This window comes from Enterobacter sp. BWH52, from assembly GCF_001037565.1.
Classification (GTDB): Bacteria; Pseudomonadota; Gammaproteobacteria; order Enterobacterales; family Enterobacteriaceae; genus Enterobacter; species Enterobacter hormaechei_C.
In genome coordinates, this window is sequence record NZ_KQ089854.1 from 3,245,065 (window position 1) to 3,265,653 (window position 20,589).

At 56.3% G+C, this 20,589-nt stretch carries 19 protein-coding genes; 10 read left to right on the top strand and 9 right to left on the bottom strand.

The genetic code is table 11. The features are described from left to right. Positions 1-85: 85 nt before the first annotated feature. Positions 86-1,780 (top strand): nitrate/nitrite two-component system sensor histidine kinase NarQ, encoded by a 1,695-nt coding sequence (gene narQ, locus SK47_RS15350; protein ID WP_048244616.1) that lies wholly within the window; start codon positions 86-88, stop codon positions 1,778-1,780. Between the two features lie 141 nt (positions 1,781-1,921). Next, positions 1,922-5,035 (top strand): multidrug efflux RND transporter permease AcrD, encoded by a 3,114-nt coding sequence (acrD, locus tag SK47_RS15355; protein ID WP_003863561.1) that lies wholly within the window; start codon positions 1,922-1,924, stop codon positions 5,033-5,035. Between the two features lie 109 nt (positions 5,036-5,144). On the opposite strand, the gene ypfM is transcribed toward acrD, so the two are convergent. Next, entirely contained in the window at positions 5,145-5,204 is a 60-nt protein-coding gene (gene ypfM, locus SK47_RS23995) for a protein YpfM (protein WP_015572204.1), read from the bottom strand. 387 nt (positions 5,205-5,591) lie between these two features. Here ypfM and SK47_RS15360 point away from each other — a divergent pair, with 387 nt between their 5' ends. Genes SK47_RS15360 through SK47_RS15370 form a run of 3 tightly spaced genes read left to right on the top strand, consistent with a single transcriptional unit; the run spans position 5,592 to position 7,301 of the window. After that, on the top strand, positions 5,592-5,948 hold the full coding sequence (locus SK47_RS15360; protein WP_015572203.1) for an ArsC family reductase: 357 nt from the start codon (positions 5,592-5,594) through the stop codon (positions 5,946-5,948). Positions 5,949-5,951: 3 nt separating this feature from the next. After that, positions 5,952-7,079: a succinyl-diaminopimelate desuccinylase gene (gene dapE, locus SK47_RS15365; protein WP_003863566.1), complete on the top strand. Its 1,128-nt coding sequence runs from the start codon at positions 5,952-5,954 to the stop codon at positions 7,077-7,079. A 24-nt stretch (positions 7,080-7,103) separates the two neighbouring features. After that, positions 7,104-7,301, top strand: coding sequence for a YpfN family protein (locus tag SK47_RS15370; protein ID WP_000383991.1), 198 nt, complete (start codon positions 7,104-7,106; stop codon positions 7,299-7,301). A gap of 98 nt (positions 7,302-7,399) precedes the next feature. On the opposite strand, the gene ypfH is transcribed toward SK47_RS15370, so the two are convergent. The 6 genes from ypfH to dapA form a co-directional block, all read right to left on the bottom strand. Further along, positions 7,400-8,095, bottom strand: a complete 696-nt coding sequence (gene ypfH, locus SK47_RS15375; RefSeq protein ID WP_023314628.1) for an esterase — start codon at positions 8,093-8,095, stop codon at positions 7,400-7,402. A gap of 73 nt (positions 8,096-8,168) precedes the next feature. Beyond that, positions 8,169-10,115, bottom strand: a complete 1,947-nt coding sequence (locus SK47_RS15380; RefSeq protein ID WP_023314629.1) for a tRNA(Met) cytidine acetyltransferase TmcA — start codon at positions 10,113-10,115, stop codon at positions 8,169-8,171. Next, positions 10,115-10,984, bottom strand: a complete 870-nt coding sequence (locus tag SK47_RS15385; protein ID WP_001303362.1) for a KPN_02809 family neutral zinc metallopeptidase — start codon at positions 10,982-10,984, stop codon at positions 10,115-10,117. Before SK47_RS15385 ends, SK47_RS15380 begins: the two co-directional genes overlap by 1 nt. A 120-nt stretch (positions 10,985-11,104) precedes the next feature. Next, complete coding sequence (gene purC, locus SK47_RS15390; protein ID WP_003860538.1) at positions 11,105-11,818, bottom strand: phosphoribosylaminoimidazolesuccinocarboxamide synthase; 714 nt, start codon at positions 11,816-11,818, stop codon at positions 11,105-11,107. A gap of 109 nt (positions 11,819-11,927) precedes the next feature. Continuing rightward, positions 11,928-12,962, bottom strand: coding sequence for an outer membrane protein assembly factor BamC (gene bamC, locus SK47_RS15395; RefSeq protein ID WP_003860539.1), 1,035 nt, complete (start codon positions 12,960-12,962; stop codon positions 11,928-11,930). Positions 12,963-12,978: 16 nt separating this feature from the next. Continuing rightward, the gene (dapA, locus tag SK47_RS15400) at positions 12,979-13,857 is read right to left on the bottom strand and encodes a 4-hydroxy-tetrahydrodipicolinate synthase (protein ID WP_003860542.1); all 879 of its coding nucleotides are present in this window, start codon (positions 13,855-13,857) and stop codon (positions 12,979-12,981) included. A gap of 145 nt (positions 13,858-14,002) precedes the next feature. Between dapA and SK47_RS15405 the strand changes: the two genes are divergently transcribed. Next, complete coding sequence (locus SK47_RS15405) at positions 14,003-14,572, top strand: glycine cleavage system transcriptional repressor (protein WP_000213743.1); 570 nt, start codon at positions 14,003-14,005, stop codon at positions 14,570-14,572. Further along, positions 14,572-15,042: a thioredoxin-dependent thiol peroxidase gene (gene bcp, locus SK47_RS15410; protein WP_023314630.1), complete on the top strand. Its 471-nt coding sequence runs from the start codon at positions 14,572-14,574 to the stop codon at positions 15,040-15,042. The genes SK47_RS15405 and bcp overlap by 1 nt, the downstream gene beginning before the upstream one ends. Before the next feature lie 140 nt (positions 15,043-15,182). On the opposite strand, the gene SK47_RS15415 is transcribed toward bcp, so the two are convergent. Continuing rightward, positions 15,183-16,247 (bottom strand): AI-2E family transporter, encoded by a 1,065-nt coding sequence (locus SK47_RS15415; protein ID WP_023314631.1) that lies wholly within the window; start codon positions 16,245-16,247, stop codon positions 15,183-15,185. A gap of 220 nt (positions 16,248-16,467) precedes the next feature. On the opposite strand from SK47_RS15415, the gene bepA reads away from it, so the two are divergent. Together bepA and arsC are read left to right on the top strand one after the other, a co-directional pair. Further along, entirely contained in the window at positions 16,468-17,931 is a 1,464-nt protein-coding gene (bepA, locus tag SK47_RS15420; protein WP_003860547.1) for a beta-barrel assembly-enhancing protease, read from the top strand. 13 nt (positions 17,932-17,944) lie between these two features. Next, positions 17,945-18,301: an arsenate reductase (glutaredoxin) gene (gene arsC, locus SK47_RS15425; protein ID WP_003860549.1), complete on the top strand. Its 357-nt coding sequence runs from the start codon at positions 17,945-17,947 to the stop codon at positions 18,299-18,301. On the opposite strand, the gene SK47_RS15430 is transcribed toward arsC, so the two are convergent. Next, complete coding sequence (locus SK47_RS15430) at positions 18,298-19,122, bottom strand: hypothetical protein (RefSeq protein WP_023314633.1); 825 nt, start codon at positions 19,120-19,122, stop codon at positions 18,298-18,300. The two genes, arsC and SK47_RS15430, sit on opposite strands and share 4 nt — an antisense overlap. A 147-nt stretch (positions 19,123-19,269) precedes the next feature. Between SK47_RS15430 and celB the strand changes: the two genes are divergently transcribed. Beyond that, positions 19,270-20,589 carry a PTS cellobiose transporter subunit IIC gene (celB, locus tag SK47_RS15435; RefSeq protein WP_048244618.1) on the top strand — a complete coding sequence of 440 codons (1,320 nt, stop codon included), beginning with the start codon at positions 19,270-19,272 and terminating at the stop codon, positions 20,587-20,589.

A 20,589-nucleotide genomic window follows, 5' to 3' on the forward strand; every position in this document is an offset into this window, starting at 1 on the left:
TGGCGACGCAATGTTCAAATGCCCTGGAAGGCGAACTATTTCCAGTGAACCTGTGGCAGATCAATTTAATTCAGGAAGCCGATGAGTGACCGTTAAACGCCCCGTATCGGGAAGCCTGGCTCGGGCTTTCTTTTCGATGATTGTCTTGTCCGTTCTGATCAGCGCCATTGCGCTGGTTACACTCGCCAGCAGCCAGCGCGACGCCGAGGCGATTAACATCGCCGGATCGCTGCGCATGCAGAGCTACCGCCTGGGCTACGAAATGCAGCGCGCCAGCCCGTCGCTGGCGGAGCACCGCGCGGTCTGGCAGAAAACGCTGAGCGCGCCTGCGTTGCAGAAGCTAAACCGCTGGTATGTGCCTGAGGACGTCAAACAGCGTTACCAGCAGTTGCACCTTGGCTGGCAGGAGATGGACACGCGTATCGCCAGCGGCGATACCGGGTGGTATCAGAACCACATAGAGGATTTCGTGGGCAGGATAGATGCCTTTGTGCTGGCGCTTCAGCACTACACCGAACATAAAATTCAGCTGGTGATTTGCATGTCGCTGACGGGCGGCCTGGGCATCCTGCTGCTGGCGGTGGTGACCCTGCGGCGCATCCGCCGTCAGGTTGTGCTGCCGCTGAATAATCTGGTGGCGGCGAGCGAGCGTATCGAACAGGGCCAGTTCGACACTCCCGCGCCGGATACTACGCTGCCCAACGAGTTGGGCCAGCTTTCCCGCGCCTTCAACCATATGTCGGCGGAATTACACACCCTGTACCGTTCCCTGGAGCACTCCGTTGCTGAAAAAACCCGCCACCTGAATGAAGCGCATCAGCAGCTCGAAATGCTGTTCAAATGCTCACAGGCGTTGAATACCGGGCAGATAGACAGCCACTGCTTCCGGAATATTTTGCAGATTGTGCATGACTATACGCAGATGAATTACCTGCAATTGCGCACCAGTGACGACTGGCAGCTTTACGAAGGACAGGAGTCCCCGGGCGAGAAAATGCACAATTTACCGGTATTAATGCAGGACACCCTGTACGGCGAACTGCGCTGGCAAAGCGCGACCGGGGATGTTCCGCTGCCGCTCATGGAAAGCGTGGCGACGATGCTGGGCCGGGGGCTCTATTTCAATCAGGCGCAGAAACATTATCAGCAGTTGCTGCTGATGGAAGAGCGCGCCACCATCGCGCGCGAGTTGCATGATTCGCTGGCGCAGGTGCTCTCCTATTTGCGTATTCAGCTTACGCTGCTGAAGCATGCCGTGCCGGGCGACAATGCCCCGGCGCAGGCCATCATTACGGACTTCTCCCGCGAGCTGAATAACGCCTGGCATCAGCTACGCGAGCTGCTCACCACCTTCCGCCTGACGCTCAATCACGCCAATCTTCCTGCCGCGCTACAGGAGTCTCTTGACGGGTTGCAAAGCCAGACCAGCGCGAAGTTGGTGCTCGACTGCCGTCTCTCATCGCTGGCGCTGGACGCGCAAAAACAGGTGCACCTCTTACAGATTGTGCGTGAGGCAGTGCTGAATGCGATTAAACATGCCGACGCGAGCGAGATTGTGGTCAGCTGCGTCACCACCGCGGACGGCACTCACACAGTCACGATCCGCGACAACGGTATTGGTATCGGCGACGCCAGTGAACCGCCGGGGCATTACGGGCTGAATATCATGCGCGAACGCGCGGGACGGCTCGGCGGGACATTACACTTTTCTCAGCCGCCACAGGGTGGGACACAGGTCAGCGTAACGTTCCGGACGCCTGCGGCGCAGGCTGAAAAATAGTGGGAAAGAAGGCGCGCTGAAAAAAGCGCATGATAATTTACATTATCTCCTTTATTTCTCCACGTTTGACCTGGGCCTTACCGCTAAAGTTAGGCGGGCAATAAACAATAATGACGTGCAGCAAAACGAGGTCACACTTTAATGGCGAATTTTTTCATCGATCGCCCCATTTTTGCCTGGGTGCTTGCAATCCTGTTGTGTCTGACGGGTGTCCTGGCGATTACTTCCCTTCCTGTTGAGCAATACCCCGACCTCGCGCCCCCCAACGTGCGTATCACGGCGAACTATCCTGGCGCCTCGGCACAGACGCTGGAAAATACCGTCACGCAGGTTATCGAGCAGAACATGACGGGTCTTGATAACCTGATGTACATGTCCTCGCAGAGCAGTGCCACGGGCCAGGCGACGGTAACCCTGAGCTTTACGGCGGGCACGGATCCGGATGAAGCGGTGCAGCAGGTGCAAAACCAGCTGCAATCGGCCCTGCGTAAACTGCCTCAGGCGGTGCAGAACCAGGGGGTGACCGTGCGTAAAACCGGTGACACCAATATTTTGACCATCGCGTTTGTTTCAACCGATGGCTCGATGGATAAGCAGGACATCGCGGACTACGTCGCCAGTAATATTCAGGACCCGCTCAGCCGTATCAACGGCGTGGGTGATATCGACGCCTACGGCTCGCAGTACTCCATGCGTATCTGGCTGGATCCCAACAAGCTGAACAGCGTGCAGATGACCGCTAAAGATGTCACCGACGCTATCGAATCGCAGAACGCCCAGATTGCCGTGGGGCAGCTCGGCGGTACGCCGTCCGTGGACAACCAGGCGCTTAACGCCACCATCAACTCCCAGTCGCTGCTCCAGACACCTGACCAGTTCCGCAATATTACTCTGCGCGTGAATCAGGACGGTTCGGAAGTGCGTCTGGGGGATGTCGCCACCGTGGAAATGGGGGCGGAAAAATATGACTACCTGAGTCGCTTTAACGGCAATGCCGCGTCCGGACTGGGGGTAAAACTGGCCTCCGGCGCCAACGAAATGGCGACCGCGCAGCGGGTGTTAGAGCGTCTGGATGAACTGTCGCATTACTTCCCGCACGGACTGGAGTACAAAGTCGCCTACGAAACCACCTCATTCGTAAAAGCCTCCATCGAAGATGTGGTGAAAACCCTGCTCGAAGCTATCGCGCTGGTGTTCCTCGTGATGTACCTGTTCCTGCAAAACTTCCGCGCCACGCTGATCCCCACCATTGCGGTGCCGGTGGTGCTGCTGGGAACCTTTGCGGTGCTGTATGCCTTCGGTTACAGCATCAACACCCTGACCATGTTCGCCATGGTGCTGGCCATCGGCCTGCTGGTGGATGATGCCATCGTGGTGGTGGAAAACGTCGAGCGCATTATGAGCGAGGAAGGGCTTTCGCCCCGCGAGGCCACGCGCAAATCGATGGGACAAATTCAGGGCGCGCTGGTCGGTATCGCCATGGTGCTGTCGGCGGTATTTATCCCGATGGCATTTTTTGGCGGCACCACGGGCGCGATTTATCGCCAGTTCTCGATCACCATCGTCTCTGCAATGGTGCTCTCCGTACTCGTGGCAATGATCCTTACCCCTGCCCTGTGCGCGACGCTGCTCAAACCGCTGCATAAGGGCGAACACCACGGTCAAAAAGGCTTCTTCGGCTGGTTTAACCGCATGTTTAACCGCAATGCGGCGCGCTATGAAGCGGGCGTGGGTAAAGTACTGCACCGCAGCGTGCGCTGGATGGTGGTTTATGTCCTGCTGCTCGGCGGCATGGTGTTCCTGTTCCTGCGGCTGCCAACCTCGTTCCTGCCGCTGGAAGATCGCGGCATGTTTATTACCTCCGTACAGTTACCGAGCGGCTCGACCCAGCAGCAGACCCTGAAAGTGGTGCAGAAGGTTGAGAACTACTTCCATACTCAGGAGAAAGATAACGTGGTCTCCGTCTTCTCCACCGTCGGCTCTGGCCCCGGCGGTAACGGGCAGAACGTGGCGCGTATGTTTGTGCGCCTGAAAGACTGGGACCAGCGCGACAGCGATACCGGCTCCTCCTTTGCCATCATTGAGCGTGCAACCAAAGCGTTCAACAAAATCAAGGAAGCGCGCGTTTTCGCCAGCAGCCCGCCCGCCATCAGCGGCCTGGGCAGCTCAGCCGGGTTTGATATGGAGCTTCAGGATCACGCGGGTGCCGGGCATGACGCGTTGATGGCTGCTCGCGATAAACTGCTCGAGCTGGCCGGGAAAGATCCGCAGCTTACCCGCGTTCGTCATAACGGTCTGGATGACAGCCCTCAGCTACAGGTGGATATTGACCAGCGTAAAGCGCAGGCGCTGGGCGTCTCCATCGACGACATTAACGACACCCTGCAAACGGCATGGGGCTCAAGCTACGTAAATGACTTTATGGATCGCGGCCGCGTGAAGAAGGTCTACGTTCAGTCTGCCGCCAAATACCGCATGCTGCCGGACGATATCAACCGCTGGTATGTGCGCAATAACACCGGCGGCATGGTGCCGTTCTCGGCGTTTGCGACGTCACGCTGGGAGACCGGTTCGCCGCGTCTGGAGCGTTACAACGGCTATTCGGCGCTGGAGATTGTCGGTGAAGCCGCGCCGGGCGTCAGTACCGGTACCGCAATGGACATTATGGAAAAACTGGTTCAGCAGTTACCGACTGGCTTTGGCCTGGAGTGGACGGCGATGTCCTACCAGGAACGGCTTTCCGGCGCTCAGGCGCCTGCCCTGTATGCTCTTTCGCTGCTGGTGGTATTCCTTTGCCTGGCGGCGCTGTATGAAAGCTGGTCAGTGCCGTTCTCGGTGATGCTGGTGGTGCCTCTCGGGGTCATCGGCGCGCTGCTGGCAACCTGGATGCGCGGCCTGGAAAATGATGTCTATTTCCAGGTCGGACTCCTCACCGTGATCGGATTGTCGGCAAAAAACGCCATTCTGATCGTCGAATTTGCCAATGAGATGAATGCCAAAGGTCACGAACTGATGGCCGCCACGCTGCACGCCTGTCGTCAGCGCCTGCGTCCGATCCTGATGACCTCTCTGGCTTTTGTGTTTGGCGTCCTGCCGATGGCCACCAGCTCCGGCGCAGGCTCCAGCAGCCAGCACGCAGTGGGTACGGGCGTTATGGGGGGAATGATATCCGCGACGATACTGGCTATCTATTTCGTACCGCTGTTCTTTGTGCTGATACGTCGTCGTTTCCCGCTGAAGGATAAGCCGGAATAACCCGTTGAAATAAAAAAGGCGGCTTTACAGGCCGCCTTTTTATTGTGTGATTCTTTCACACTATGGTTATTTTAGTTAATTAAGTGCTCTTGCATTTCTTACCGGAAATTCATTTACGAAGCATGCCTTCGATAAAATCTTTCCAGTTCCCCAGTTCACGTTCAATCATAACAACCTCTCTTATTATTATGCGCATTCTACGAAAACGTATCATCATTGTGAAGCCACTTTAACCGATTGCTGTGATTGAGCCCCGCTGTACTGGTAGGTTTAGGATCACTATGAGCGTTGCCGGGTAAATTTTATGTGACCTACAGCAATATTTTGAAATAGTCGGAAAAATGACAGCATTTTTAATTTCCCCCTGAGTTTATTGGCAATTTAAACAGGGTGGACAACTATGCTTAAAAGATGAAAGACTATTCAGCTTACAGCTGTTCGTTGAATTATGGAGAATTGTAAATCCCGAAAAATTCCGAATGTGTTATATTCCACTTCAGGATATATCTTCGAAAATATTGAACATTTAATCCACAAAAGAACAAAAGGATTCACTATGGTTGTGATGTACGGCATTAAAAATTGCGACACGATTAAAAAAGCCCGCCGCTGGCTGGAAGCACACAACATCGACTATCGCTTCCACGATTACCGTGCCGACGGGCTTGACCCCGCGTTTCTCCATTCCGCCATCAACGAACTGGGATGGGAAGCGCTGCTGAATACCCGCGGGACCACCTGGCGAAAACTGGATGAATCTCTCCGGGCCACGATCAACGACGCCGACAGCGCAGCCAAACTGATGCTTGAAATGCCGGCAATCATCAAACGCCCATTGCTCTGCAAGCCAGGTCAGCCTATGCTGCTGGGTTTCAGTGAAACCCTTTATTCAGATTTATTCGTTGAGGTGTAGTCTATGTCATGCCCGGTCATTGAGCTGACTCAGCAGCTTATTCGCCGTCCTTCCCTTAGCCCGGACGACGCAGGTTGTCAGGCATTAATGATTGAGCGCCTGCGTGCCATCGGTTTTACCGTGGAGCACATGGATTTTGGCGATACGCAGAACTTCTGGGCATGGCGCGGTCAGGGGGAGACGCTGGCGTTTGCCGGACATACTGACGTAGTTCCCGCGGGCGACGCAGACCGCTGGATCAACCCGCCTTTTGAGCCGACCATTCGAGACGGCATGCTTTTCGGACGCGGCGCTGCGGACATGAAAGGTTCCCTGGCTGCGATGGTCGTGGCGGCAGAGCGTTTCGTCGCCCAGCATCCGAACCATAAAAACCGTCTTGCGTTTTTGATTACCTCCGATGAAGAAGCCAGCGCCCACAACGGCACCGTGAAGGTCGTTGAGGCGCTGATGGCGCGCAATGAACGTCTGGACTACTGTCTGGTGGGCGAACCGTCCAGCACCGAAGTGGTGGGCGATGTTGTGAAAAATGGCCGCCGTGGATCCCTGACCTGCAATTTGACTATTCATGGCGTGCAGGGCCACGTTGCCTATCCGCACCTGGCGGATAACCCGGTACACCGCGCCGCGCCGATGCTGAACGAACTTGTGAGCATTGAATGGGATAAAGGCAATGAATTTTTCCCGCCAACCAGCATGCAGATAGCCAACATCAAGGCTGGCACCGGCAGCAACAACGTCATTCCCGGCGATCTCTTCGTCCAGTTTAACTTCCGCTTCAGCACCGAACTGACTGACGAGATGATCAAAGCGCGAGTGATTGCGCTGCTCGAGAAATATCAGCTGCGCTATACCCTCGACTGGTGGCTGTCTGGCCAGCCGTTCCTGACGCAGCGCGGTAAACTGGTGGATGCGGTAGTGAACGCCATTGCGCACTATAATGAAATTAAGCCACAACTGCTGACAACGGGCGGCACGTCTGACGGACGCTTTATCGCCCGCATGGGCGCACAGGTTGTCGAACTGGGTCCGGTTAACGCGACGATTCACAAAATCAATGAATGCGTGAACGCTGCCGATTTACAACTGCTGGCCCGCATGTATCAACGTATTATGGAGCAACTCGTCGCCTGACGGGTGCTTAAAGAGGATTAGCGAATGGACTGGCTTTCAAAGTACTGGTGGATTCTGGTGTTGGTATTTCTGGTAGGCGTGCTGCTTAACGTGATTAAAGATCTCAAGCGCGTTGACCACAAAAAGTTCCTTGCCAACAAACCGGATCTTCCGCCGCACCGTGATTTTAACGACAAGTGGGACGATGAAGACGACTGGCCGAAGAAGGACCAGAAGAAGTAATTGTACACACCCCTCCCCCCCGGCCCCTCTCCCCAGAGGGACGAGGGGGGTTTTGTTCCCTCTCCCTTTGGGGAGAGGGTTAGGGTGAGGGGAAATGTTTAAATAAACTCGACGATATCATCGTCATTCGGCTTAGCGCCGCTGAGCGCTTCATCAAAGTAGTGCTTCGGTACGGTATAACGCAGATGATCGAGCGCGAACTGCATGCTGCGATCGTCAATGGCATGCCCCAGATCGTCTACGATATCCAGCGTCACATCTCCGCCCTCGCGCATCAGCGTCTCCTGGGCGGCTACTGCATGCGAAAGCTCAATTACCCGGTCTTCACCCCCATGAATGAGATGGATCGTGGTCTGCGTGGTCGCGCTTTGCGGTAACGTCGCAAAACGCCCGTTAAAGGCAATCACGCGGGACACCAGTCCGGGCTGCGCTTTTACGCTTTCCAGCGACATGATTGAACCCTGAGAGAAGCCAATCAGCGCCGTTGCGTCGGCGCCTACGCCGCTCTGCTGCTGCCAGTAACGCACGGTATCGATAAAGGCTGGCATAACGGCATCAATACGCGCCTGACGATTCTCCTCCGTCACGCCCTCGACGGAAAACCACTGCCGACCGTCCGGACCGCACGGCTCCACGCCGCCGATGCTGACGATCAGCGCGTGTGGGAAAACGGGTGCAAACCAGCTGCCAATCTGTCCCATATTGACGGCATTGTCGCCCACGCCATGAAACAGAAGCAGGAGCTGTTTAGCAGGCGTATCCGGGCTTTGCACAACAAAATGGTCATGTTTCATGGCGATCTCCTTAATTGATAAGCAGGATTTTACGCCTCTGCGGGGTAATGACCATGCCACTTTACTGAAGAAGTCATTGAAAAAATTGCCATTGCAAAATGTCGGCTTTCAGCTGCTGGCTACGGGAGTAATCAAGCCTTTCAAGCGCGCGTGCGGTTTCCTCGCGTAGCTTCGCCAGCAACGCTTTGCGCCCGAAATCGTGCGTATTCCCTTCCATTTTCCCGCGCAGCGCCGGGAGTGGGATGTCCACGGCTAACACCAATCGCGTTAGCGCCGCAACCGAGGTTGAAAACGCCCGGTGAGCAAAGGCAAACCCCGCCAGCTCCAGCCAGTCATCACTATTAAGGGTAGCTTCCCATGCATCCGTCACCGGGATCTTTTCGCCATTCCAGGCCGACAGGACGCGCATATCACGACATAAACGCTGATGCGCCTGTTCGCAGAGCTGATGCCCCGCCTCGCTCAGCGGCAGCAACGCCATCGCCGTATAGCACCCGCTGCTGGCTTCCCGGTGGCTGCCCATCCGCACCAGCACAAACCCGCACTGCCGCCAGAAACGCCACAGCTCGTCGGTATAGCCAAAGCTGACCGAGAGATAATCTTCTCCGCTGGCACTGCGGATCAGCCGCTGGCCGATGCCTTCCCGCTGGCGATGGGGATGAACCGCAATGCGGCTGACGCGTCGGCCTTTCAGCGTCGCCGCGAGCGGCGAACCGCCGTGCGCCGCCAGCGACTGCGCCACCAGATTTCCACGCGGCCGACGAAACCCCGCCCATACTGCGCGGCTAAGTTCAGGGGGTAATCCCCCCTCCTCCACCAGCCAGAGCGCGCCCGCGATCTCCGCGCCCGCCTGAGCAACAGCAAAGTGCTGGCCGGGGGCGTCCATCATCCGGCGTAAATCGAGGGGGGACGTTCGGTAGTGCGCGGCACACAGCAGTTCATACACGCCTGCCCCGCGCGCCGGATCGTTCTCCCATATCCCGGGCTCCAGCGACGTTAAACGTACCTCCCCTGCCGGTTTGCGATCGATAAGCGCATCGTCGAACAGCAGCGCGTTCGCCACTATCCGCTCAAGGGGGCATCCGGCAGCCCAGCGAACTGGCGTGGATAAGGTATAACGCCGCAGCCCGCTGAACCGGGCGCAGAACTTCAGCAGGAATCCCCTGCCCGTGCCTTCATAACCCTGCACCGTGGTGGTCAGCAACACGCGGGGAAAGCGCGACACCAGCTTCTCCAGCAGCGGGCCGGGGATGGCGGCTGCCTCATCGACAATCAGCCAGTCAGCTTCTGTGGTGGAGGCCAGCAGCGCATCCGGGGCCATAAAGTGAAAATGTTCCCCGGCGAAACGCGCGATGACATCCGTCGCCCCTTTTGCCGGTGCCGTCACTACTGCACTCCCCTGAATGCCGCTCAGCAACATGCCCGCCAGGGCGGACTTTCCCCGTCCGCGCGGCGCCGTCACGGCGGCCACGCCCGCAGGCATGGTCAGAAGAGCGTCGAGGATTTCAGCCTGCTCGCGCTGCGGTTCACCGCTGGCGGGCTGCCAGGCGGGTAAATCTGGCGCAACGGGAAGGCACAGAGGACGATGTTGATGCCAGACGATGGCATCTGAATCGGCGGCAAGCATCCGGCAAAAGTGGTGAACAAAGTGCGGGGTGGCGATCGGCTCTGCGCTGTCGCTCCAGCGCAGAGAATCCCTGTCGGGCCTGTCGGCCCAGACGGAGAACGGCGGCACCAGCAGCACCAGAAGGCTTCCGGCGCGCAGGGTCCCGCTGAGGGCGGCGAAGGCCGAGACGTCAAACCCGTCTCGCGCGTCAAAAACGGCGTGCAGGTATTCACGTCCCAGCAGGCCGCTGATGGCCTTAGAGGGGTTTTCCTCCAGCCACAGCCAGTCTCCTGGTAACGTATCGCGCAGATGGGTCGCCTGGCTCAACGTCCACGCTTCATCGCCGCTGAGCACCACCAGCCGGCGGTGCCCGGTACGCTGAAGCTGGTTAACCAGCTGTTCAAACCCCAACATCACATAGCTTTGCCGAAGGTATTACACTGCGACGGGTTGCCGCTGTCGAAGCCACGCTTAAACCAGCTGTAGCGCTGCTCTGAGGTGCCATGGGTAAAGCTGTCCGGCACAACGCGCCCCTGGCTCTGCTGCTGCAAGCGATCGTCACCAATCGCCTGTGCGGCATTCAGGGCCTCTTCCAGATCGCCTGTTTCCAGCACGCCCTGCTGCTGCATGCTGTGTCCCCAGACGCCAGCGAAGCAGTCGGCCTGAAGCTCCATGCGTACGGAAAGACGATTCACCTCCGCCTGAGACGCATTCTGCTGCATCTGACGCACTTTAGGCTCAATGCCGAGGAGCTTCTGCACATGGTGGCCGACTTCATGCGCGATCACGTAGCCCTGGGCAAAATCGCCGTCGGCGCCCAGCTTGCTTTTCATGTCGTCATAGAAGGAGAGATCGATATAGACGGTGCTGTCCGCCGGGCAGTAGAACGGCCCCATAACGGACTGCCCGGTGCCACAGCCGGTGCGGGTTGCGCCCCGGTACATCACCAGTTTTGGCGGCTGATAAGTCCGCCCCATTTTCTCGAACTGCTGACCCCAGGTATCTTCGGTCGTCGCGAGAATAACGGAAGTAAATTTCGCCGCTTCATCTTCATTCGGGCTGATGGAGCGCTGAGAATACTGCTGCTGTTGCCCGGTTTCACCGGTCATCAAACCGGTCAGGTCGACACCGTAGTAGCCCGCCACCAGCACGACGACCAGCAGAATAATGCCGCCCTTGCCGCTGGGTAACCGGAAACCTGGCCCGCCCATAGACGGACCACCGCCACCACTGCTGCGTCTGTCTTCTACGTTGTCACTTTCACGACGCCCTTGCCAGCGCATAAACACCTCGAACTATTCCATTTATAATAGCTATGATCGTAGGCGGTTAATGAAAGGATTACCATAGTAAACAAGGATAAGACGCCAAAGGATGCCCACATCCTTTGGCAAATGCGCAGTTTAGTCGAGCTTAACGCCTAAACGGTGAGCAACCGCTTCGTACGCTTCGACCACGCCACCCAGACTCTGGCGGAAACGGTCTTTGTCCATTTTATCCAGCGTCTCTTTGTCCCACAGGCGGCTGCCGTCCGGAGAGAATTCGTCGCCCAGCACCACTTCGCCTTTGTACAGACCGAACTCCAGCTTGAAGTCGACCAGGATCAGGCCCGCGTCATCAAACAGCTTTTTCAGCACGTCGTTGGCTTTGTAGGTCAGTTCCTGCATGCGCGCCAGGTTCTCTTTGCTTACCCAGCCGAAGGTTTCACAGTAGGATTCGTTGACCATCGGGTCATGCATGGCGTCGTTTTTCAGGAACAGATCGAACAGCGGTGGATTCAGTTCGATACCTTCTTCAATGCCCAGACGCTTCACCAGGGAGCCTGCGGCACGGTTACGGATCACGCACTCAACCGGCACCATATCCAGTTTTTTTACCAGACATTCCGTATCGGACAACAACGCTTCCATCTGAGTCGGGATACCGGCTTCGGCCAGTTTGGTCATAATGAAGTGGTTGAACTTGTTATTCACCATGCCCTTACGATCGAACTTCTCAATGCGTGCGCCGTCTCCTGCTGACGTATCATTGCGGAATTCGAGCACCAACAGATCCGGGTTTTCCGTGCTGTATACGGTTTTCGCTTTGCCACGATACAACTCAGCTTGCTTCTGCATCTTCATTACTCCTGGTGTGATGATTTGTATTCAAAACTGGCCATATTATGCCACGCACACGTTTGCGTAGCACGAAAATAAAAAGGGCTGGATTAACCAGCCCTCACTATTATTTGCTGAATGCGGCCTGGAAGGCAGCGACCAGCGCATCGTTCTGCGCCTGGGTCAGCGTGTGTCCTTTCGGATCGATAAATTGCAGGCTGCTGCGGTTATCGAGGTCGCCGACCTGGATTTTGTAGTCACCGGAAGGCAGCTGTGGATCGCTTGCCCCCAACTCCTGCCAGGCGCTATCAGACAGCGGCTTATAGGTCGCTGTGATACTGCCCGTTGAACGGGTGCTGTCAGTCACCTTCATGCCCACTTTTTCAAGCGTTGCTGGCAGACGCTGCCAGGTCTGGTTAAACGGCGCACGCACCACCAGCATCGGCAGACCGGTATCGTCTGCACCGCTCTGCACGTCAAAGGTTGAGCCGTTACGGTTCTGCGCGGCGTTTGCGGCATCGGTAGCGTTCTTATCCAGACCCGCTGCAATCACGTTCAGCATTTCAGTGCTGTAGCGCTGCATGGCGGACGGATCGGCAACCGGTTTACCTGCCTGCTCAAGATTCAACAGCTTAACGGTAACCGCCTGCTGATAACCCTGCGGCTTAACGGAGACTTGATAACGACCACGGTACTGCTGGTCTTCATCGAGACGGTTCCACTCAATCCAGTCGGTGGTTAAAGCTTGGCTGGCGTCGTCGCGTTTATCAATCGTATAGTTTTTCGACTGAATGACGCTTACAACCTGCGGCCACAGCGTTGTACCGCGTGCGCTTTCCACCAGCAGAGAAGCTGTATCACCGGTGAACTGCGTGCGCGCGCCGCTCACGAGCGCCAGAGGCTGAGCTGGCGGACGAATATCGAGCGCTTTACCCACCAGGCCGCTGCCGTTGGTAACCGGAATATTATAATCACCGTTCTGGATCGGCAGGATCATGCCGGCAGGCGCGTGAAGTTCAGCAAGCGGCGGCGCATCCAGATAGGATTCATCACCGCTCACCTGGCGCTTGTAGCGCGAGTCTGAACTACAGGCAGCGAGGAGCATAACAAGCGAAACACCCGCAACCTTCGCCAGGCGCGACTTCTGTACTGAATAAGCCATCAAATCTCCCTAAACTTTACAGCAAACCGGCATGCTTCAGCGCGCCAGCGACAATTTCACGACCGTGGTCGGTAATCGGTGTCATTGGCAGACGCAGCGTGTCGGTTGCTACAAGCCCCAACTCCTTACATGCCCATTTCACTGGGATCGGATTGGGTTCGACAAATAATTTATTGTGCAACGGCATCAGACGCTGATTAATCACGCGAGCTTCATCAAAGTGACCGGCTGCGGCCAGTTTGCACATGTCAGCCATATCGCGCGCCGCCACGTTCGCCGTCACGGAAATCACGCCGTTACCACCGAGCTGCATAAAGTCCAGCGCGGTCGCATCATCACCGCTCAACAGGATAAAGTCGTCTGAAACCAGCTCTTTGATCTGATGAACGCGGCTTAAGTTCCCTGTCGCCTCTTTAATCCCGATAATATTTTTTACTTTCGAGAGACGGCCAACGGTTTCCGGCAGCATATCGCAACCGGTACGGGACGGCACATTATACAGAATTTGTGGCAAGTCAGTATGTTCAGCGATGGCTTTGAAATGCTGGAACAAACCTTCCTGAGTAGGACGGTTGTAATAAGGGGTCACCGTCAGACAGCCGACAATGCCGCTGTCGTTAAAACGTTGGGTCAGACTGATAGCTTCTGCGGTTGCGTTTGCGCCCGTCCCCGCGATGACCGGAATACGCCCGTCCGCCAGTTCCAGGGTCAGCATCACAACGTCGCCGTGCTCTTCGTGGCTCAGCGTAGCGGATTCACCGGTAGTCCCTACCGAAACGATCGCCGAGGTTCCATTGGCGACATGGTAATCAATGAGCTTCTTCATGCTTGACCGGCAGACATTACCTTTTTCATCCATCGGTGTAACAAGCGCGACAATACTTCCCGTGAACATGAGCCATCCTCTGTGCGAACAAGAGCCTCAATGTTACGTTTGGAACTGTAATAAAAGCAAGCGACCTGAGGCTCTCAGGCGGTTGTATGCATGTTTTTTTTATGCTTTCCTTAGGAAGACTTAACCACGCAAAGGAAGAACAGGTTTGACAACCTCATCACAACATTACCTGGTTATCACTGCGCTGGGTGCTGACAGGCCGGGTATCGTGAATACCATCACTCGCCACGTGAGCAGCTGCGGCTGCAACATCGAAGACAGCCGGCTGGCTATGCTTGGCGAAGAGTTCACGTTCATCATGCTGCTTTCCGGAACATGGAATGCCATTACCCTCATCGAATCTACCCTGCCGCTGAAAGGCGCAGAGCTGGATTTACTGATTGTGATGAAGCGCACCACCGCGCGCCCGCGTCCGGCTCTGCCTGCCACGGTCTGGGTACAGGTTGAAGTGCCTGATTCACCTCATCTGATTGAACGTTTTACGGCGCTGTTTGACAGCCATCAGATGAACATTGCCGAACTGGTTTCCCGCACGCAGCCGGGCGATGAAAACGCAATCCCGACGCTGTTTATTCAAATTACCGCACACAGCCCTGCCTCGCAGGATGCGTCAAATATCGAGCAAGCGTTCAAAGCCCTCTGTACAGAATTACACGCGCAAGGCAGTATAAGCGTCGTCGATTATTCGCAGCACGAACAGGATGGAGTTGAGTAATGAACCCACTGAAAGCCGGTGATATCGCACCGAAATTTAGCTTACCGGATCAAGACGGCGAGCAAGTAAATTTGACCGACTTCCAGGGACAGCGTGTTCTGGTCTATTTCTACCCGAAAGCCATGACCCCGGGCTGTACCGTACAGGCCTGCGGTCTACGCGACAACATGGATGAGTTGAAAAAGGTCGGTGTGGAAGTGCTGGGCATCAGCACCGATAAGCCAGAGAAGCTGTCACGTTTTGCGGAAAAAGAGCTGCTGAACTTCACGCTGCTTTCCGATGAAGACCACCAGGTTTGCGAGCAGTTTGGCGTCTGGGGTGAGAAGTCCTTTATGGGCAAAACGTACGACGGTATTCACCGTATCAGCTTCCTGATTGGCGCTGACGGTAAAGTTGAGCACGTGTTTGATGATTTCAAAACCAGCAACCACCACGACGTGGTGTTGAAGTGGCTGAAAGAGAACGCGTGATCATTTTAGTGCCGGGTGGCGCTGCGCTTACCCGGCCTACAAGGTATATGCAAAACGGTAGCGCATGCTACCGTTTTTAGTGTTTGCCCCCCTCTCCCCGTGGGAGAGGGTTGGGGTGAGGTCATCAGCCCGCACTAAATCTACTTATCTTCCACCGCCGGCACATCCGGCCACGCGTGGACCACGGCTTTAATCAGCGTCGCCAGCGGAATGGCGAAGAATACCCCCCAGAATCCCCACAGCCCGCCGAAAATCACCACTGACAGGATAATCACCAGCGGATGCAGGTTAACGGCTTCTGAGAACAGCACCGGTACCAGCAGATTTCCGTCCAGTCCCTGAATAATCAGGTATACGGCGAAACAGCTCCAGAACTCCGTACCCAGACCAAACTGGAACAGCGCCACCCCCACAACCGGAATGGTCACCACAAACGCGCCGATATACGGGATCAGAACCGAGAATCCGACCAGCACCGCCAGCAGCAACGAGTAGTTCAGCCCGAAGATCACGAAGCCAATCCAGGTCGCCACGCCCACCACAATCATCTCCAGCACTTTGCCGCGAATGTAGTTGGTGATCTGCTGGTTCATCTCCTGCCAGACCTGACCGGCGAGACCGCGATTGCGCGGCAGCACGCGGCGCACCGCGTTCAGCATCTGCTCTTTATCTTTGACCAGGAAAAACACCATTAGCGGCACGAGAACAAGGTAAACCGCCAGCGTCAGCAACCCCACCAGCGAGGCCAGAGAGTATTTCACCACCGAATCACCCATGGTCATGATGCGGGCGCGCATGTTTTCGGCCATCGCATCGATGATTCCGGCGTCCATCAGCGCAGGATAGCGGCGCGGCAGCGTGGCGGCAAAATCAGACAGTTTATTCAGCATGCCGGGCATATCACGGATCAGGTAGATCCCCTGTTGCCAGGCGATGGGCATCACCACGAAGGACATCAGCAGCAGAATGCCGACAAACAGCACCAGGACAATGCTGGTCGCCCAGCGGCGGGAACAGCCGATATGTTCCAGACGCGCGGTGGGCCACTCCAGCAGATACGCCAGTACAATCGCCACCAGTAGCGGTGCCAGCAGGCCACTAAAGAAGAACAGGATACCGAATCCGGCAACCAGAATGACCAGCAAAGCAATGGCTTCCGGGTCGCTAAACCGACGCCGATACCACTGCATTAACATTTCGAGCATACAACCCTTCCCTGAATCGAATGGCGGGAGTGAGACGGTGAATTGTATCTAACTGTCACAAAAAAGACTTTCCTTTTTGTTTCACTGTCAGGTTTCGCAAAACCCTGATGAATGGGATTTTCTTCATCTCTTAACACGGCTACACTCGCAGAGCAGCGGAGATGAACGTTATGCGGGTTCATCGGTCAAATTAGCACATCCAAAATACAGGACAGTGGTTATGTTCAGGCAGTTGAGAAAAACACTGGTTGCGACACTGATTGCCGCCGTGACGGTGGGTCAGGTGTTGCCCGCTTTCGCTGACTCGTCCGATTCATTGCCGGACATGGGCACCACGGCAGGAAGCACGCTCTCCATCGGGCAGGAGATGCAGATGGGTGATTATTACGTACGCCAGCTGCGCGGCAGTGCTCCGCTGATTAACGACCCTTTGCTGGTGCAGTACATCAACGGTCTGGGGATGCGGCTGGTGGCGCACGCCGACTCGGTAAAAACGCCCTTCCATTTCTATTTAATCAATAACGACGAAATCAACGCCTTCGCCTTCTTTGGCGGGAACGTGGTGCTGCATTCGGCGCTGTTCCGTTATTCCGATAACGAAAGCCAGCTGGCGTCCGTCATGGCGCACGAAATTTCGCACGTCACCCAGCGCCATCTGGCGCGTGCGATGGAAGATCAGAAGCGTAACGCCCCCCTGACCTGGGTGGGCGCGCTGGGTTCCATTTTGCTGGCGATGGCCAGCCCGCAGGCCGGGATGGCGGCGCTTACCGGGACGCTGGCGGGGACGCGTCAGGGGATGATCAGTTTTACCCAGCAGAACGAGCAGGAAGCAGACCGCATCGGCATTCAGGTTTTACAGCGTTCCGGCTTTGACCCGCAGGCCATGCCGAGCTTCCTGGAAAAACTGCTCGACCAGGCACGCTACTCGTCGCGCCCGCCTGAAATTCTGTTGACCCACCCGCTGCCGGAAAGCCGACTCTCGGATGCCCGTAACCGTGCCAACCAGATGCGTCCGGTCGTGGTGCAGTCTTCGCAGGATTTCTACATGGCCAAAGTGAGAACGCTTGGCATGTACAACTCCGGACGTAATCAGCTCACCAGCGATCTGCTGGACGCGCTGGCGAAAGGCAACGTGCGCGAGAAAAACGCGGCGCAGTATGGTCAGGCGCTCCAGGCGATGGAGGCCAGCAAGTACGATGAAGCGCGTAAAGCGCTACAGCCGCTGCTGGCGTCGGCGCCTGACAATCCATGGTATCTTGACCTCGCCACCGATATCGATCTGGGGCAGAAAAAAGCGACCGATGCGATCAATCGTCTGAAAGGGGCGAAAGACATTCGCAACAATCCGGTATTGCAGCTTAACCTGGCGAACGCCTACCTACAGGGCGGCCAGCCCGGCGAGGCGGTGACCATTCTGAACCGCTACACCTTTAACAATAAAGATGACCAGAACGGCTGGGAACTGCTCGCCCAGGCCCAGGGGCAACTGGGTAACCGCGATCAGGAGCTGGCCGCGCGTGCGGAAGGCCTGGCGCTGGCAGGTCGCCTCGATCAGGCCATTTCCCTGTTGAGCAGCGCCAGCTCACAGGTGAAGCTTGGCAGCCTGCAACAGGCCCGCTACGATGCGCGAATCGACCAGCTGCGCGGCCTGCAACAACGCTTTAAGCCGTACGAGAAGATGTAATAAAGGAGAAGTCATGACAGACGCGGTAAAAATTTACCATAACCCTCGCTGCTCCAAGAGCCGCGAGACGCTGAATCTGCTGAAGTCTAACGGCATCGATCCGGAAGTGGTGTTGTATCTGGAGACGCCGCCGGATGCGCAGACGATCCGCCAGCTGCTGAAGATGCTTAACATGGGCAGCGCACGCGACCTGATGCGTCAGAAAGAAGATCTGTATAAGTCGCTTAATCTGAACGATACCAGTCTCACAGAAGATCGGCTGATTCAGGCGATGGTCGACAATCCAAAGCTGATTGAGCGCCCGATTGTGGTGGCGAACGGCAAGGCGCGTATCGGCCGTCCGCCGGAAGACGTGCTCGGGATCGTCTAATCGTTACGCCGCAGCGCTTCCAGAAACGCCTGCGGCGTACGCTCTCCCAGCTTTTTCTGCGCTTTTCCCCGGTTGTAAAACTCACACAGTTGGATCAACAGCGCTTCCGCCGGTTCACTGTTCACCCGCGGAATGATCTCACGTAACGGCACGGTGGCCTGAAGGGCAAGATAATACTGTGAATGCACTTTTACGGTGACGTTATGCTCCGGCAAGTTCACTGCCAGCCCAAAAGTCTCAACAGATTGAATATCAGCCGGACAGGCAGCCAGCACCTCGTTCGTCCAGCGGGTCAGCAACTGCGGCGAGACACCGGCATAAAGCCGGGCGTAGCACCAGCCGCTAACGGGTTCACGCGCCCAGAGCAGGTGTTGCTCCCCACCGTCGTCCATATGCAGCGATAGCGGCTGATGATGCAGAAGTAGCTTCTGCGGCATGATACCGGCCTTCAGCGCCTTTTTGCCCTGCAACGACGCCCCCTTTTGTCTTACCGAAGCCGGTTTGAGGTAGCGGTTCAGGGTCGCGCGGGAAACGGCGATCCCGAGTCCGTCATTCACCAGCAGCAGCAGTTCATCCAGCGGTGCACCGGTGATATCACGCAGAGCATTTATCAGTGCTGCCTGCTCTTGTCTCAACGCTTTATGTATCACTTTTGGCGTGGTGTGGTTATCCGAAACCTGGTCGCGGTTGCGCCAGCGCCTGACGGTGGTGACCGAGATACCCAACTCAACGGCAAGCTCTCTGTCGCTTTTATCTGACTGCTGAAGATAACGACGGATACGCGGTGTGGTGGTGGCGTTGGCATGCAGTTTGATTTCCATCGCGTCTCTCTCCGCAACTAATCTTATGAGATTTATATCAGAGCAGCGAATGCTTTGTGACCGATTTCACCTTTCGCTCGCCGCGCTTCACTGATAATCCACAGACATAACATAAACAACACCTCTCAATCTTGTACGGAGTTCACAATGAACAATGTTCTGGGATTTCTTGAAGCAAAACTGATGCCGCTGGCGGCGAAAACGGCCCAGCAGCGTCATCTTGGGGCCATTCGTGGGGCCTACGTTTCATTCATGCCGTTTATCATCGTCGGCTCCATCCTGCTGGTGATCTCCTCCTTCCCGAATCAGGCCTATCAGCAGTTTATGTCTCAGGCCTTTGGTGAGAGCTGGAGTGCGATTATAGAGATCCCGTTTAACGCGGTGTTCTCAACCATGTCGCTGTTTATCAGCTTCCTGGTGGCCTACCGCCTGGCTGAGCATTATGGCGAGGACCGCATCTCCTGCGGCATCCTGGCGCTGGTCGCGTTTCTGATCCTGACGCCCTTTATCAAAGTGGCGGAAAACGGCGGCATTACCGTGATGCCGGTGGAGTGGATTGGCAGCAAAGGGCTGTTCGTGGCGATGATCGGTTCCCTGCTGTGGACGGAACTGTTCTGCTGGCTGAAGCGCAAAAAGCTGGTCATCGAAATGCCGGACGGCGTGCCTCCTGCGGTGCAGGAGTCGTTCGCGGCCCTGATCCCGGCCCTGCTGGTGATGATTCTGGTGCTGCTTATCCGCATCATCTTTGAAAACACCCACTACCACACCATCCACCAGTTTATTTATGAAGTGGTTGCCACCCCGGTGCGCCACTACGGCACCTCTTATTTCGGGGCGCTGATGACCGTATTCAGCATCACCATTCTGTGGTCAGTGGGCATTAACTCAGGTTCGATGATCAACGGGATTATTCGTCCGCTGTGGATGGAGAACCAGACCGACAACATCGCCGCGATTCAGGCGGGAACGACGCCGCCGCACATCATCACCGAACAGTTTTTTGACATGATCTGGATGGGCGGCGCGGGCGCCACGCTGTCGCTGGTGATTGCGATGCTGATTTTCGCCCGCAGCAAAAACATGCGCGAAGTGGCGCGCCTCGGTGCGGGTGCCTCGGTGTTTAACATCAACGAACCGATTCTCTTTGGCCTGCCGGTGATCATGAACCCAATCATGCTCATCCCGTTCAATCTGGTGCCGCTGGTGCTGGTCACCGTGCAGTATTTGGCGATGAAAATTGGTGCGGTCGCCGTCACCACCGGGGTGTTTATCCCCTGGACGCTGCCGCCGGTCATCAGCGGCTTTATTGTCACCGGGCACCTGAGCGGCAGCGTGATGCAGCTGATCAACCTGCTGATTGGCGCCATGCTGTACCTGCCTTTCATGCGTATCCTGGATAAACAGTACCGCGCGGCGGAAATAGCCAGCGTTACGCAAACCGACACCACCCTTGCAAAACAGGAGTAA

What these genes read in the sequence shown, in the direction of transcription:
- SK47_RS15385 (WP_001303362.1), bottom strand. Translation starts at nt 10,984, where the DNA reads ATGCGCTGGCAAGGGCGTCGTGAAAGTGACAACGTAGAAGACAGACGC.
- dapE (WP_003863566.1), top strand. Translation starts at nt 5,952, where the DNA reads ATGTCATGCCCGGTCATTGAGCTGACTCAGCAGCTTATTCGCCGTCCT.
- SK47_RS15380 (WP_023314629.1), bottom strand. Translation starts at nt 10,115, where the DNA reads ATGTTGGGGTTTGAACAGCTGGTTAACCAGCTTCAGCGTACCGGGCAC.
- acrD (WP_003863561.1), top strand. Translation starts at nt 1,922, where the DNA reads ATGGCGAATTTTTTCATCGATCGCCCCATTTTTGCCTGGGTGCTTGCA.
- SK47_RS15370 (WP_000383991.1), top strand. Translation starts at nt 7,104, where the DNA reads ATGGACTGGCTTTCAAAGTACTGGTGGATTCTGGTGTTGGTATTTCTG.
- purC (WP_003860538.1), bottom strand. Translation starts at nt 11,818, where the DNA reads ATGCAGAAGCAAGCTGAGTTGTATCGTGGCAAAGCGAAAACCGTATAC.
- dapA (WP_003860542.1), bottom strand. Translation starts at nt 13,857, where the DNA reads ATGTTCACGGGAAGTATTGTCGCGCTTGTTACACCGATGGATGAAAAA.
- ypfH (WP_023314628.1), bottom strand. Translation starts at nt 8,095, where the DNA reads ATGAAACATGACCATTTTGTTGTGCAAAGCCCGGATACGCCTGCTAAA.
- bamC (WP_003860539.1), bottom strand. Translation starts at nt 12,962, where the DNA reads ATGGCTTATTCAGTACAGAAGTCGCGCCTGGCGAAGGTTGCGGGTGTT.
- arsC (WP_003860549.1), top strand. Translation starts at nt 17,945, where the DNA reads ATGACAGACGCGGTAAAAATTTACCATAACCCTCGCTGCTCCAAGAGC.
- SK47_RS15430 (WP_023314633.1), bottom strand. Translation starts at nt 19,122, where the DNA reads ATGGAAATCAAACTGCATGCCAACGCCACCACCACACCGCGTATCCGT.
- bcp (WP_023314630.1), top strand. Translation starts at nt 14,572, where the DNA reads ATGAACCCACTGAAAGCCGGTGATATCGCACCGAAATTTAGCTTACCG.
- SK47_RS15360 (WP_015572203.1), top strand. Translation starts at nt 5,592, where the DNA reads ATGGTTGTGATGTACGGCATTAAAAATTGCGACACGATTAAAAAAGCC.
- celB (WP_048244618.1), top strand. Translation starts at nt 19,270, where the DNA reads ATGAACAATGTTCTGGGATTTCTTGAAGCAAAACTGATGCCGCTGGCG.
- bepA (WP_003860547.1), top strand. Translation starts at nt 16,468, where the DNA reads ATGTTCAGGCAGTTGAGAAAAACACTGGTTGCGACACTGATTGCCGCC.
- SK47_RS15415 (WP_023314631.1), bottom strand. Translation starts at nt 16,247, where the DNA reads ATGCTCGAAATGTTAATGCAGTGGTATCGGCGTCGGTTTAGCGACCCG.